Here is a 14,276-nt window from a genome sequence, read left to right on the forward strand (position 1 = left end):
CACCATAGCCATTTAAGAATTCTAAAACGGACGCGTCTGTTTTTGGTCCAGGAATTATTTCGAATAATTTTAAGTAACGTGCAGGATTAAAAAAGTGTGTTCCGCAGAAATGTTTTTGAAAATCTTCGCTGCGACCTTCACTCATAAACTTAATAGGTATACCAGACGTATTTGATGTGATTAGAGTTCCTGGCGTTCTGTGCTTTTCTAGCTTTTCGAATACTTGCTGTTTAATGTCTAGACGTTCTACAACAACTTCCATAATCCAATCGACATCTGCAACTTTGGCAATATCATCTTCAAGATTACCAGTAGTAATTCTATTTTTAAATGAAGCGTGATAGAGAGGAGCAGGTTTAGATTTTATCGAAGCAGTTAAAGCATCGTTTACCAAACGGTTTCTTACAACCTTATCCTCTAAAGTTAATCCTTTAGCTTTCTCTTTGTCATTTAGTTCTCTTGGCACTATATCCAACAATAAGACATCTACACCAATATTGGCAAAATGGCAGGCAATACCGCTTCCCATAATACCAGAACCAATAATAGCTATTTTCTTTATTCTACGTTTACTCATTATTTTATGGTATGTTCTTTTTGATTATATATTTTTTTATTTGAAATCATATTATTAATTACCTCAGTAACTTCATAAAAATGTTTTAGTTGTTCTTCAGATAGATTTGATTTAATGGTTTCATTAAAAATCAGAACTCTTTCTTTGGAATATTCGCGTTTTTCTCTTCCAAATTCTGTTAAGTGAATTAGGACTCCACGACCATCTTCTGGATTAGGCTTACGAAGAATTAATCCTTTTTCCTGCATCGTTTTTAATGTGCGTGAAAGACTTGTTGCTTCCATACCCATTTTTGGTCCAAGTGATGTAGAAGGAGTTCCTTTTTCCGGATCTATACTTAACAAAGCAAAGCCAGTGGCCATAGTTGTATCAAACTTAGAAGCTTCTTCGTTATACATTTTATTAACCGCTAACCATGTGGTTCTCAGTACGTAATCTATAGTTTTATCTTTCATACTTTTTAGCAAGTACCCAAAGATAGTAAAAAATACTATGCACGCATAGTATTTTTAAAAAATTATGCACGCATAGTACTTTATGTGGATAGAAAATGAGTTTAAATAAAATTGATTAATTAAGAACGGTATATTTTTTCGTATAAAGCATCATACTTTTTTCTAATGACACTTCGCTTCATTTTCATAGTAGGTGTTAAATGCCCATCATCAATAGACCAAACTTCTGGAGTTAATTCGAAACGTTTAATCTGTTCCCATTTACCGAAGTTTTTATTGTATTTATCCACTTCTTTCTGGATACGTCTGATAACAATGGCTGAAGTAGCAATTTCTTTTTCAGAACTTCCTATATTATGTTCTTTATGTTCTATCCAGTCTCTTACGAAATCAAAATTGGGTTGTATAATGGCGCCAGGCATTTTCTCACCTTCACCAACAACCATGACTTGTTCTATAAATAATGACTGTTTTAAATCATTTTCTAGTAGAGTAGGAATGATATATTTCCCTCCAGAGGTTTTAAACATTTCTTTTTTACGACCAGTAATTTTTAAGAATCCATCTTCATCAATTACACCTTTATCACCTGTATGAAAATATTTTCCTGTCATTACACCTGCTGTTTTTTCAGGATCTTTATAATAGCCCATCATTACATTAGGGCCTTTTATTAATATTTCTCCATCTTCGGCAATCTTAACTTCCACATTTGCTATGGGTTTACCAACTGTACCTACTTTATAATGAGCATCATTATACATCCCAACAGATACTACAGGAGACGTTTCCGTTAACCCATAACCTTCCATAACTTTCATATTTGCCGCACCGAAAATTCTAGCCAATCTAGGCTGTAAAGCTGCACTTCCAGAGACCATCGTCCCTAATTCGCCGCCAAGTGCTTCGCGCCATTTACTAAATATGAGTTTATTGGCAATTTTTAATTGAAATTCGTACCAACTACCATTAGCACCATAGGGTTCCCAGCGCTCTCCTAAACGCACTGCCCAGAAGAATAATGCTTTTTTGATTCCTGTGAGTTCTTCACCTTTAAGCATAATTTTATCAAAGACCTTTTCTAATAATCGTGGTACAACACTCATAAGATTTGGTTTAATCTCTTTAGCGTTATCACCAATTTTGTCTAAAGCTTCAGCAAAATATATAGATGTACCAGCATACTGATATACATAGATTAAAACACGTTCAAAAATATGACAGATTGGTAGGAAACTTAAAACTCTTGTTTCACCTGTAGGAGGAAGCGGTACTCTTGGAGAACTATCTAGTACGTTGCTTGTAATATTCCAGTGAGACAACATGACTCCTTTTGGTTTACCTGTGGTTCCTGAAGTATATATGATGGTTGCTAAATCTTCTGGCTTAACCCCATCTTTCCTAGTTTCAACATCTGGTTGCGTTGATTCATCTTCACCTAATTTGAATAATTCAGAATAATGTTTGCACCCTTCTATATGGTCAAATGAGTAGACGTCTTTTAGACTTGTATTAGCTCTAACCTTATTGACCTTTTCTAGTACTTCTTCATCTGATACAAAACAATAGATGGATCCGCTATGATTTAAAACATATTCGTAGTCTTCTGCACAAATTGTTGGATAAATAGGAATATTTTGCGCACCAGTTTGAAGAATACCGATATCCATTATATTCCATTCGGTTCTATTTGTAGAAGAAATGACAGCAATTTTGTCATTTTTCTGAATTCCTAATTTTAAAAGAGCTCTACTTACAGCATTTGACTTGTCTAAATACTCTTGAGTAGACATGGCTTCCCATTTACCGTTGTATTTGGTCACAAGTGCAGTAGCATTTGGTTTATGCTTTAATTGGTAGTATGGGAAGTCGAAAAGGCGTTTTATGTCAGTCATAATGGTTTTTCGCAAAGATTAAGTTATATTTTTACGAAAATAGGAAATATGTTAGAAACATTTTAGCAGACTGAAATTATATCTTATGGTTTAATAAGTTTTATTTTTTTTCAATCCACTTCCTTGCATTTACAAAAGCCTCTATCCAGGGTGAAACTTCATCCTTTCTGTCATTTGGATAATACGACCAATTCCATTGAAATATAGAGCGTTCTATATGTGGCATGGTTACTAAATGTCTGCCTGTTTTATCACATAGCATTGCGGTATTAAAATCAGAACCATTAGGATTGTGAGGGTAACCTTTATAACCGTATTTAGCAACAATATGATATTTATCTTCAGCATATGGCAAATCAAATTTACCTTCACCATGAGAAATCCATACTCCCAGAGTATGACCAGCTAAACTCGATAACATTATAGAATTATTCTCCTGAATTTTTACTGAAGTAAAACCACTCTCATGCTTATGAGAATCATTATGAACCATTTTGCCATGAATCTCATGGTCTGGGTTAATTTTTTCTAATTCCATAAAGAGCTGGCAGCCATTACAAATACCAACGGATAAGGTGTCTTTACGGTCAAAGAAATTTTGAATAACTCTATTGGCTTGCTCATTATATTTTATAGCTCCTGCCCAACCTTTAGCTGAACCTAAAACATCAGAATTACTAAAACCACCTACAGCACCTAAAAATTGAATATCTTCTAAATTTTCACGACCAGAAATTAAATCCGTCATGTGCACATCCTTAACATCAAAACCAGCTAAATACATCGCATTTGCCATTTCGCGTTCTGAATTACTTCCTTTTTCTCTAAGTATAGCAGCCTTAGGACGTGGTTGGGTAGTATCTAATTGCGGAAGTTTACCAGTAAATTGTTTAGGAAATGTATAATCTAAAGGTTGATTTTTATAGTTTTCAAAGCGAGAATCTGCCAATTTATTAGCGGTCTGTTTACGATCTAAAAGGTGTGATGTTTTATACCACATATCTCTTAATCGAGATATAGTCATGGTAAACACGTCGTTATTATTGATTACACCTAAAACATCACTTTCTGTAACCTCTCCGATTTTATGAAAATCGATGTTTGCATTGGCTAATTCAGTTTCAATAGAATCATCAATAGATTGAAGTACAATTCCTGCATTTTCTGCAAATAGAATTTTAAAGGAATCCTTTTCTTTAAGACTACTTAAATCTAATTCAGCACCAATATTGTTATCAGTAAAACACATTTCGAGCAGTGTGGTAATTAAACCACCAGAAGCAACATCGTGTCCTGCAACGATTTTATTGTCTTTAATTAAAGCCTGAATAGTATTGAATACCTTTTTAACATAGTTTGCGCTTTTAACTGTTGGAGCAGAATTACCAATTTTATTAACGATTTGGGCAAACGAGCTACCACCAAGTTTAAAGTGATCTTGAGATAAATTGATGTAATAAATAGAACCTTTGTTTTTTTGGAATACAGGTTCTACAACTTTAGTGATATCATTACAATTAGCAGCTGCAGAAATAATGACTGTGCCAGGTGAAAGAACATCTCCATCAGGATATTTTTGCTTCATTGATAAGGAATCCTTTCCTGTTGGTACGTTAATACCTAAATCAATCGAAAATTCTGATATGGCTTTTACAGCTTTATAAAGTCTCGCGTCTTCACCTTCATTTTTACATGGCCACATCCAGTTGGCTGAAAGCGACACACTCTTTAAGTTATCTTTTAATGGTGCCCAAATGATATTAGTTAAAGCTTCAGTAATAGAGTTTCTACTTCCTGCGACTGGATTTATAAGGCCTGAGATAGGAGAGTGGCCTATACTAGTGGCAATTCCTTCCTTCCCTTTAAAATCTAAAGCCATTACACCAACATTATTCAGAGGTAATTGTAATGGACCTACACATTGTTGTTTAGCCACTTTTCCGCCAACAGAACGATCGACTTTGTTTGTTAGCCAATCTTTGCAAGCTACGGCTTCAAGCTGTAATACGTCATCTAGATAATCGTAGAATTTAGTCTTATCATAGGCAACTTCAGAAAATTGCTTATTGACAGTTACATCATTCATAATGGTCTTTGGCGAACTACCAAACATATCTTCTAAGGCTAAATCCATTGGCTTATCACCATTGGTTTTAGACTCAAAAGTAAAACGGTGTTTACCAGTAACATCTCCTACATCATAAATCGGTGAGCGTTCTCTATCTGCTATTTTATGTAAGGTGTCCAAGTGATTTTCAGATATCACTAATCCCATTCGTTCTTGAGACTCGTTACCAATAATTTCTTTAGCAGAAAGTGTTGGGTCTCCTATAGGAAGTTTATCTAAATTGATATGTCCACCTGTATCTTCAACCAATTCCGATAAGCAATTTAAATGTCCGCCAGCACCATGGTCGTGAATAGAAACAATATGGTTTTCTTCACTTTCTACCATGCCTCTAACGGCATTAGCAGCACGTTTTTGCATTTCTGGATTAGAACGCTGTACAGCGTTTAATTCAATACCAGAATCAAATTCACCAGTATCTGCAGATGATACCGCAGCACCACCCATTCCAATTCTGTAATTGTCACCACCAAGGATAACTATTTTATCACCAGTTTTTGGAATGTCTTTTATTGCTTGGTCAGCTTTTCCATATCCAATACCACCAGCTTGCATGATTACTTTATCGTAGCCAATTTTATCATTAGACTCACTATGCTCAAATGTTAAAACTGAACCACATATAAGAGGTTGACCAAATTTGTTTCCAAAATCTGAAGCTCCATTCGAAGCTTTTATGAGAATATCCATTGGTGTTTGATATAGCCATTGACGCTCAGGGAAAGCTTTTTCCCAAGGGCGTTCTTCATTTAGTCTAGAATATGAGGTCATATAAACAGCGGTACCTGCAAGAGGTATAGATCCTTTTCCGCCAGCAAGTCTGTCTCTGATTTCACCACCAGAGCCTGTAGCAGCACCATTAAAAGGCTCTACTGTAGTAGGGAAATTATGTGTTTCTGCTTTCAGTGATATAACAGATTCAAAGTCTTTAACTTTATAATAATCTGGTATATCTGCGCGTTGAGGTGCAAATTGCTCGACAACAGGACCTTTTATAAAAGCGACGTTATCCTTATAGGCTGAAACAATATCATTAGGATTTTGTTTTGAGGTTTCCTTAATCATTTTAAACAACGACATTGGTTGTTCTTCACCATCGATAACGAATGTACCGTTAAAAATTTTATGTCTGCAGTGTTCTGAATTGACCTGAGAAAATCCAAATACTTCTGAGTCAGTTAATGGTCTTCCAATTTTCTTTGAAACATTTTTTAAATACTGTACTTCGTCTTCGCTTAATGATAAACCCTCTTGTTGATTATATGCCGCGATATCATCAATATTTTGGATATCTTCTGGTTGGATATCAATAGTAAATATATCTTGATTAAGACTTTTAAATTTTTCTGAAATCATTGGGTCAAAATCCTTAAAGGATTCAGAACTAGCTGTAAACTCTTCAATTCGTAGGATATCTTCTATTCCCATGTTTTGCGTAATCTCAACAGCATTTGTACTCCAGGGAGTTATCATAGCTGCTCTAGGACCAACAAAAAAAGCATCAATTGATGCTTGTTCTATTTTTGGCTGATTACCAAATAACCACACTAATTTTGAAATAGTTTCAGTTGATAATTCTTTTGTTGCTTGAACAGCAAATACCTTACTGTTTTGGTTTCCAAAGAAGTGAATCATTTATATGTTGTATTTAATGTGAAAAATAAAAACACAAAGTTAATCGATTTTACGATAAACCAATTAATTTTCATGTAGCAAATAGTGAAGTATTCAACAGGTTTTGAACAAAAAAAGCAGCTGAATTCAGCTGCTTTTTTTGTTATTCAATTATGAGTTTCTTAGTGACGGTTCTTTCGTCTTGTATAAATTTAAAGAGATACAGTCCCGACTTTAATGAACTTATATCAATTTCCATGGATTCATTGATCTTACGAACGAAAACGCGTTTGCCTAAAACATCATATATCTCTATTCTGGTAATAGCATTATTTGAGATAGAAACATTTACGATATCCTTAGCTGGATTAGGATAAAAGCTCAGTGTTGTTTCATATTCAATTTCATCTACTGATAACGTTCCCCAAGGATCTTGAGGGTCTAAATCTCCTCCCCAGATTACTTTTGCTATATATGGATTATCTATAAATGGATTACGATTTCCATAAACAGCTTCCAAATGATCATTGCGATTATTCTCTAGGTCAGAAACCTGATCTAGTGCATTCCATTCTAAAAGAACTTCTAACATGTCTGTAGTACCTTCTTTTGGACCAAATGTGTTAAGTTCTGGTAAACATCTATCTCCATATCTTACATACATATACATCATTATTCGCGCTACATCACCTCTCCATTCGTCGCCAGGATACCAGTTACCACTGCCTACATCGCCAGAATCACCAGAGCCTACGGCAAATAATTTGCTTCCTCTACTACCATTACGTTGTACATCACTAGCTCTTAAATTATGTGGATCTGCTACAATACCCGTAAAAGCATTACTTGTATCTCCCATACCTGGATTAGCATTTGACCTGGCAAAAACGTGCTCTCTGTTATAATCGCAAACATTACCACCAAAATCTTCTTTATCTCTTATTCTTCTATCAGTAATACCATTAGAACAACTAAGATTATCTACAAAGCCATAGACCAATAACACATTCGAATCCGTTGCATCATTTGGGTCTAAATCCATGATTTTGATGTCATCTCTGGCATCACCATACGTATACGTATCAAAATTGGTGTTATTACTTATTTTAAGTTGTAAGGCATCATACAAATCTTGTCCTGTAAGCGTAAAATCAACATTGTTTTGCCCATTTGAATAATAAGCTTGCTGAGAAAAACTCAGAAAACTATAAAGTAAAAATGCTATAATGTAAACGTGTTTCATAATCAATCTTGAAATTTTGACTTGGGTTAATTTTTTTCTAAAAGTGCCATATAAAATCCATCAAAACCAGACTTATAGGCTAATATTTTTTGGTCTTTAATTAGTTTAAATTCTTGTCCTGCTTCCGAAGTTAAGAAATTTTCTACTTGTTCTTGATTTTCAGACGGCAGCACTGAGCAAGTTGCATATACCATTTTACCACCAGGTTTTACCATTTTAGAATATTGTTGTAAAACTTCAGCTTGTGTTTTCTTTATATTATCTACAAATTCTGGTTGTAATTTCCACTTAGCGTCTGGATTACGTCTTAATACTCCTAAACCAGAACAAGGTGCATCAATTAATAATCGATCTGCCTTACCATGTAATTTCTTAATGGGTTTTGTAGAATCAATAACCTTCATCTCAATATTATGTACACCATTTCTACGCGCTCTAATTTTGAGTTTCTTTAATTTACTTTGGTAAATATCCATAGCAATTATTTGACCCTTGTTTTCCATAAGCGATGCTAAATGCAAAGTTTTACCACCTGCACCTGCACAAACATCTACAACTTTCATGCCTGGTTTAACATCTAAGAAATCGGCCACTAGTTGAGAAGAAGCGTCTTGTACTTCAAACCAACCATCTTTAAAGGCTTGTGTCATAAAAACATTTGCTCGCTCTTTTAGCTTTAATGCTGATGGATGATTAGGCAAAAATTCGGTTTCTATATCTTCAGATTGTAACTTGAGTTGTAAGTCTTTTTTATTGGTTTTAAGCGTATTTACACGCAAGATGACATCTGCCTGTTCATTCTGCTTGGCCATTTCTTTGGTCCACTCAGCTTCACCTAATTCTTTTACGCCTAATTCGTCAATCCAATCTGGTACCGATTCTTTAAACTTTCTAATTTTCGACAATTCATCAAAACGGCCTTTAATTTTTCGTGAAGGTGTATTTGTAAAATATTTCCAATCAGGTAACTTAATTCCTTTTAAGGTTGCCCAAACTGCAAAGATTCTCCAAAGATTATCTCTTTCGTAGGGAGCTTTTACATCAGCGATTTCTGCATAGAGTCTTCGGTAACGCACTATTTCATATACCGTTTCGGCTACAAAGCCTCTGTCGCGACTTCCCCAGCGTTTATCGCGTTTAAGCAATTGTTGAATTACTTTATCTGCATATTCGCCTTCATTGAAGATTTTGTGTAAACCATCAATTACCGCAAAGCATAAATTTCTGTGTAGTCGCATTTTATTTAGTTCTCAGTATTCAGTCACAGCTTACAGTATTAAAGTAAACTATATTATCAATTAAAAAATTGAGCGTGCAAATGTACGTTTTAATGTTTATTTGTTGAAGGGTTTAACGGTTAATTCCTTATCCTTTTTTATTTTTAGAAAAAATTAAACTATGAGATTGATTGCACTATTATTCTTATTTGTATTCTTTAATTCATGTAAGGACGATTTTAGAAGATCTTCAAATGTTACCACAATTCTTATTGAGCCAATTGTTAATGATTCCACATTAAGCGTTAGAGCTTTAGATTTCAATGATGATTTTATTTTTTATGGAAGTGCAGACCATTTTGGTAAGCACGCTCTAAACGCACAATTTAAAATTAACTTAGATGATTTTTCAACTAATAACGGTAAAACGCATTATAAAAATGTAATAACGTATGAAGATCATCCATTACATTTTAGAGCTATAAAGGAGATAGAAGGTAATCTGTTTGCAATTTCAATTGGTAATCCTGCACGACTATATAAATTGTACAGAAAATCTAATCAACCTAAATTAGTTTATGAGGAAATAAATGAAAAAGTATTCTATGATTCTATGAACTTCTGGAATACTAATGAAGGTATTGCAATGGGTGATCCTACAGATGATTGTATGAGTATTATTATAACCAGAAATGGTGGAGAATCATGGGCCAAAATTTCTTGTAATGACTTACCTATAGCCAAAGAAGGAGAAGCTGCTTTTGCGGCAAGTGATACTAATATTGCTATTGTAGGTAATCATACGTGGATTGCTACAGGAGGCAAAGCAAGTCGTGTATTATATTCTCCAGATAAGGGTAAATCTTGGCAAGTCTTTGAGACTCCTATTATACAAGGTAAAGAAACCACGGGAATGTATTCTATAGATTTTTATGATGAATTAATTGGTTTTGCTATTGGAGGTGATTACACCAAGCCACATGATACTATAGCTAATAAAATTAAGACTACAGATGGAGGGAAAACTTGGGATGTAGTAGCAAACGAAGAAAGTCCTGGTTACAGAAGCTGTGTACAGTATATACCTAATAGAAAAGGAAAAGAACTAGTAGCTGTTGGGTTTAAGGGTATTGACTTTAGTAATGATTCTGGCGAGACTTGGAAACATTTGAGTGATGAAGGCTATTATACCATACGGTTTGCGAACGATTCGGTGGCATATGCCGCAGGGAGAGGACGCATAAGTAAACTTATTTTCAGGTAATAAAAAAAGCAGCAAAATGGCTGCTTTTATTTAATTTCTTCTATTTCCTCGTTTTTCTCTAAACTCTCTAAGTCGCTCTAATAGTATTTTATTAAATTGATCTTCGGCAGCTTTTAATCGTATAATTTTCTCAGCGGAAATCACCTTTTTTAAATCTGAAACGAGTTTTTGTTTTGCGGCATGCATTTCGTCTTCTGCATTAATAAGCTTTTCTAATAATTCATCAGCTTCATTATCTGAGACATCACCTTTTCGCATTTTCATTTTTATAGTTCTTAAATCCTCTGATTTAATTTTTTCAACCTTAGCTTCAAAGGCATTATATATAGGCCAAAACTGTTGTGCTTCCTCAGCTGTAAGACTTAATTTTTCTGTTATAAAGGCTACTTTTTGGGCTTTTATTTTTTCTTGCATTTCTTTTCTTCCGCCTTGAGCAAAACTCGAAATACTAAATAGCAATAGTACTATTGGGATTAATTTTTTCATTATAAGTGTTCTTTTTATTCTAAAATTGCTTCTATATCTACATTATCTAATAGATAATTCTCTAAGTTCTCTTCGCTGTAAGAGGTTTCAGTTATCGTGAAATCATCTTCAAGCATATCAGCTTCTAATAATAGCTGAGCTATATCGTAAGTGTCTAAATCACTATTTTGAAAATAAGCTTCTACCATTTCTCCGGTTAGTTCATCTGTTTTTTCAACATTAATAAATATTGCAAATAATAATAATAGAGAAGCTGCAATACCTGCTACATAATAAAAGGATTGACGTGCAAAAAGATGGACTACAGGTTTGTCATTAGTATTTAGCGTATCCAATATTTTACCTTCAACCGCATCAAAATAATCAATAGGAGTAGTAAACCCTGGTGAATTTATATCTTCTATTGTATCTGGTTCTTCGATACGGCTAAAGAGTTTATCTTCAACCGAATCAAAGTATTTTTCTGGGGTTTTAAAACCAGCAGACTTAACAGTATTTAATTTATCTTTTCTCACGTTATGCTGAACTTATTTCAGTATCTATATCTATGACTTCAAATTAGTGAAATGGTTTAATCTGAAGTTAAAAAGCCTTTAATTTTTTTAACTGCTAAGTGATAAGATGCCTTCAAAGCTCCTTCACTGGTGTCCAAAATTTCAGACATGTCTTTATATTTTATGTCGTCAAAATATTTCATATTAAAAACAAGTTGTTGTTTTTGAGGCAGTGATGCAATGGCTTTCTGTAATTTTAACTGAATATCTTCACCTTCAAAATAGACATCAGCGGTTAGATTATTAATAGCATTATTTTGATGTTCTTCATTTGTAATTTGTAATCGCTTAGCAGTTTTATTTATATGCGTAATAGATTCATTAGTAGCAATGCGATACAACCAAGAGTACAATTTACTCTCTCCTTTAAACCTATCAATACTGCGATATACTTTAATGAATGTGTTTTGCAACACATCATCTGCGTCATCATGACTCAATACTATTTTACGGATATGCCAATACAAACGTTCTTTATAGAGTTGCAATAACTCTCTAAACGCAGCTTCTTTTGATTTAGGATCTTGTAAGCGTAATATGAAATCCGATTCGTTGATCAAATAATTGAGTTTGGTAGTAAGACTTTACAAATTACTAAAAGTTTAATTGAACTGAATTTAAATTTTTTAACAGTATTTACGCTCTATTGGAAATCAGTAAGTTACGATTAATAAATACGATAAAAAGCAAAAAAATACGATAAAAAGCATATTTTTCTTGTTTGGTACTTTATTTTGTTATATGTTTGACACAGCTTAACCTATAACCGTTACCAGTGTCCCCAAATCTGGTAACAAACAGAGAAGGATGCATGTAAAAGTGCATCCTTTTTGATTATAAAAATTAAGTGTATTTTGTTTAATCGAAACTTTGCATTTCAACTAACTTCCTGTAAACACCATTCCTGGCAATTAATTCTAAATGTGAGCCTTGTTCTGCAATTTCCCCTTTTTGCATAACTACAATAAGATCTGCATTTTGAATAGTGGAAAGTCTATGTGCTATAACAATAGAAGTTCTGTTTTTCATCATATTCTCTAAAGCTTCTTGTACTAAACGTTCACTTTCAGTATCTAAAGCCGAAGTGGCTTCATCTAAAATCATTATTGGAGGGTTTTTAAGAACAGCTCTGGCAATACTCAAGCGCTGTTGTTGTCCACCAGATAATTTACCTCCGGAATCACCAATATTGGTTTCAATACCATTTGGTAGATCTTTTACGAATTCCCATGCGTTAGCAATTTTAAGTGCTGCAACAATGTTATCATCACTGGCATCTTCGCGTCCTAAAAGTAGATTATTCTTTATCGTGTCATTAAAAAGAATTGAATCTTGAGTTACTAAACCAATTAAGCCTCTCAGTGAATGTTTTTTGAGATCCTTTATATTTTTTCCATCTATGGTTATACTACCTTCATTCACATCGTAAAAACGTGTTACCAAATTAGCAATGGTACTTTTTCCACTACCAGATTGGCCTACTAAAGCCACGCTTTTTCCTTTTGGCACTATTAGTGAAAAGTTCTTTAAAACCAGATCGTCCTGATATTTAAATGAAATAGCATTGAGTTTAATGTCACTATTAAAATCTTGCTTGTCAAGGGCGTTTGGAACATCCTCTAATGGAGAAGATGTATTTAAAATTTCTAAAACTCTATCTGCGGCGGCATTACCAGCTCTCACTTTATAACTTGCTTTACTAATGGCTTTAGAAGGAGTGAGAATCTGCCATGCTAAACCTATATAAACTATAAATGCACCACCAGATAAGGTGTTTTCTACCAATACCATACTACCACCATACCATAGTAGTACAGCTATCGTAATAATACCTAAAACTTCACTCATTGGTGAAGCCAGATTTTGGCGGTTCATTAATTTATTTGAAAATCTATAAAACCGACCAGTTGATTTTTGAAAAGCGTCGTTGAATCGTTTTTCGGCATTAAACCCTTTGATAACTTTTAAACCACCCAAGGTTTCTTCCAAAGTCGATAAGAAAACACCTTGTTCTGTCTGTACACGATTAGATTTTTTCTTTAAACTTTTTCCTATTCTTGAAATTATAAAACCAGAAATTGGTACGAAAAGAAAAACAAAAATTGTCAGCTTTACAGACGTAATAAACATGGCAACAATCGCAAAGAGAATAGTTAGCGGTTCTTTAACAATTAACTCTAAGATAGCGAGTAAAGAGTTTTTTACTTCATTTACATCACCAGAAATTCTAGCAATGATATCTCCTTTTTTCTTTTCGGAATAATAGGAAATAGGTAGTCTGGTAACTTTATCGTAAATCTCGTTTCTTAAGTCTTTTAAAACTCCATTTCTTAAAAACGTAATAAAGTATAGGCCCAGATAATTAAATGCGTTTTTCAGTAAGAAAAGTGATATAATTAGAATAATCATATACAATAACGAACGCTGAGCTCCATACTCTTCTGATGTCGTTGTAATAATATAATTTATATAGTTCTCCGTGTAATCTTTTAAATTCCGAAAACCGTCATAAATTGGTTTTACTTTGACCTTTTTCCCTTCGCCAAATAGTACATTTATCATTGGCATTAAAGAAATCATTGCCAACGTATTAAAGAGAGCATAGAAGATATTAGCAATAATATTTAAAATTCCATAGCGCTTGTAGGGAATAATAAATCGTGCAAGTTTTTTGATATAATCCATTAATTATAAATTCATATCCTTTAGGATGGAATCAATTCTAGTTTCCAACAACTGCTCCGTTTCTTTAAAAGCAGACACATTGGCTAGTTTTGTATTTACACTAATATAAAACTTAATCTTCGGTTCTGTACCACTAGGTCTCAGCGCAATCTTGCTGC

The 14,276-nt window shown here is 33.8% G+C and carries 11 protein-coding genes; 1 reads left to right on the forward strand and 10 read right to left on the reverse strand.

Annotated elements, in window-relative coordinates; translation table 11 throughout:
• From ACTG3Y_RS11525 to ACTG3Y_RS11550, 6 genes are all read right to left on the reverse strand, one after another.
• Positions 1-577, reverse strand: a 577-nt coding sequence (locus ACTG3Y_RS11525) for a 3-hydroxyacyl-CoA dehydrogenase family protein (protein ID WP_439153074.1), incomplete at its 3' end; no start/stop codon positions are given.
• Positions 577-1,032 (reverse strand): MarR family winged helix-turn-helix transcriptional regulator, encoded by a 456-nt coding sequence (locus ACTG3Y_RS11530; protein WP_439153075.1) that lies wholly within the window; start codon positions 1,030-1,032, stop codon positions 577-579. The genes ACTG3Y_RS11525 and ACTG3Y_RS11530, both read right to left, overlap by 1 nt.
• Positions 1,033-1,151: 119 nt before the next feature.
• Complete coding sequence (locus ACTG3Y_RS11535) at positions 1,152-2,927, reverse strand: AMP-dependent synthetase/ligase (RefSeq protein WP_439153076.1); 1,776 nt, start codon at positions 2,925-2,927, stop codon at positions 1,152-1,154.
• A 100-nt stretch (positions 2,928-3,027) separates the two neighbouring features.
• Entirely contained in the window at positions 3,028-6,690 is a 3,663-nt protein-coding gene (gene purL / locus ACTG3Y_RS11540; RefSeq protein WP_439153077.1) for a phosphoribosylformylglycinamidine synthase, read from the reverse strand.
• Positions 6,691-6,832: 142 nt separating this feature from the next.
• The gene (locus ACTG3Y_RS11545) at positions 6,833-7,912 is read right to left on the reverse strand and encodes an endonuclease (RefSeq protein ID WP_439153078.1); all 1,080 of its coding nucleotides are present in this window, start codon (positions 7,910-7,912) and stop codon (positions 6,833-6,835) included.
• Positions 7,913-7,938: 26 nt separating this feature from the next.
• The gene (locus tag ACTG3Y_RS11550) at positions 7,939-9,150 is read right to left on the reverse strand and encodes an RsmB/NOP family class I SAM-dependent RNA methyltransferase (RefSeq protein ID WP_439153079.1); all 1,212 of its coding nucleotides are present in this window, start codon (positions 9,148-9,150) and stop codon (positions 7,939-7,941) included.
• Between the two features lie 160 nt (positions 9,151-9,310).
• On the opposite strand from ACTG3Y_RS11550, the gene ACTG3Y_RS11555 reads away from it, so the two are divergent.
• On the forward strand, positions 9,311-10,393 hold the full coding sequence (locus ACTG3Y_RS11555; protein WP_439153080.1) for a WD40/YVTN/BNR-like repeat-containing protein: 1,083 nt from the start codon (positions 9,311-9,313) through the stop codon (positions 10,391-10,393).
• 30 nt (positions 10,394-10,423) lie between these two features.
• Here the strand turns inward: ACTG3Y_RS11555 and ACTG3Y_RS11560 are convergent, their stop codons facing one another.
• The 4 genes from ACTG3Y_RS11560 to ACTG3Y_RS11575 all read right to left on the reverse strand — a co-directional run bounded on the left by ACTG3Y_RS11560 (position 10,424) and on the right by ACTG3Y_RS11575 (position 14,118).
• Positions 10,424-10,879, reverse strand: a complete 456-nt coding sequence (locus ACTG3Y_RS11560) for a sensor of ECF-type sigma factor (RefSeq protein ID WP_439153081.1) — start codon at positions 10,877-10,879, stop codon at positions 10,424-10,426.
• Positions 10,880-10,893: 14 nt separating this feature from the next.
• Positions 10,894-11,394: a hypothetical protein gene (locus ACTG3Y_RS11565; RefSeq protein WP_439153082.1), complete on the reverse strand. Its 501-nt coding sequence runs from the start codon at positions 11,392-11,394 to the stop codon at positions 10,894-10,896.
• Positions 11,395-11,450: 56 nt separating this feature from the next.
• Positions 11,451-11,993 (reverse strand): RNA polymerase sigma factor, encoded by a 543-nt coding sequence (locus tag ACTG3Y_RS11570; RefSeq protein ID WP_439153083.1) that lies wholly within the window; start codon positions 11,991-11,993, stop codon positions 11,451-11,453.
• Positions 11,994-12,291: 298 nt separating this feature from the next.
• Positions 12,292-14,118: an ABC transporter ATP-binding protein gene (locus ACTG3Y_RS11575; protein WP_439153084.1), complete on the reverse strand. Its 1,827-nt coding sequence runs from the start codon at positions 14,116-14,118 to the stop codon at positions 12,292-12,294.
• Between the last annotated feature and the right edge of the window lie 158 nt (positions 14,119-14,276).

This window comes from Winogradskyella sp. (assembly GCF_965656915.1).
Taxonomy (GTDB): domain Bacteria; phylum Bacteroidota; class Bacteroidia; order Flavobacteriales; family Flavobacteriaceae; genus Winogradskyella.

Excerpts from the sequence above, each read along its gene's own strand:
- ACTG3Y_RS11530 (WP_439153075.1), bottom strand. The coding sequence starts at position 1,032 with ATGAAAGATAAAACTATAGATTACGTACTGAGAACCACATGGTTAGCG.
- ACTG3Y_RS11535 (WP_439153076.1), bottom strand. The coding sequence starts at position 2,927 with ATGACTGACATAAAACGCCTTTTCGACTTCCCATACTACCAATTAAAG.
- purL (WP_439153077.1), bottom strand. The coding sequence starts at position 6,690 with ATGATTCACTTCTTTGGAAACCAAAACAGTAAGGTATTTGCTGTTCAA.
- ACTG3Y_RS11545 (WP_439153078.1), bottom strand. The coding sequence starts at position 7,912 with ATGAAACACGTTTACATTATAGCATTTTTACTTTATAGTTTTCTGAGT.
- ACTG3Y_RS11550 (WP_439153079.1), bottom strand. The coding sequence starts at position 9,150 with ATGCGACTACACAGAAATTTATGCTTTGCGGTAATTGATGGTTTACAC.
- ACTG3Y_RS11555 (WP_439153080.1), top strand. The coding sequence starts at position 9,311 with ATGAGATTGATTGCACTATTATTCTTATTTGTATTCTTTAATTCATGT.
- ACTG3Y_RS11560 (WP_439153081.1), bottom strand. The coding sequence starts at position 10,879 with ATGAAAAAATTAATCCCAATAGTACTATTGCTATTTAGTATTTCGAGT.
- ACTG3Y_RS11575 (WP_439153084.1), bottom strand. The coding sequence starts at position 14,118 with ATGGATTATATCAAAAAACTTGCACGATTTATTATTCCCTACAAGCGC.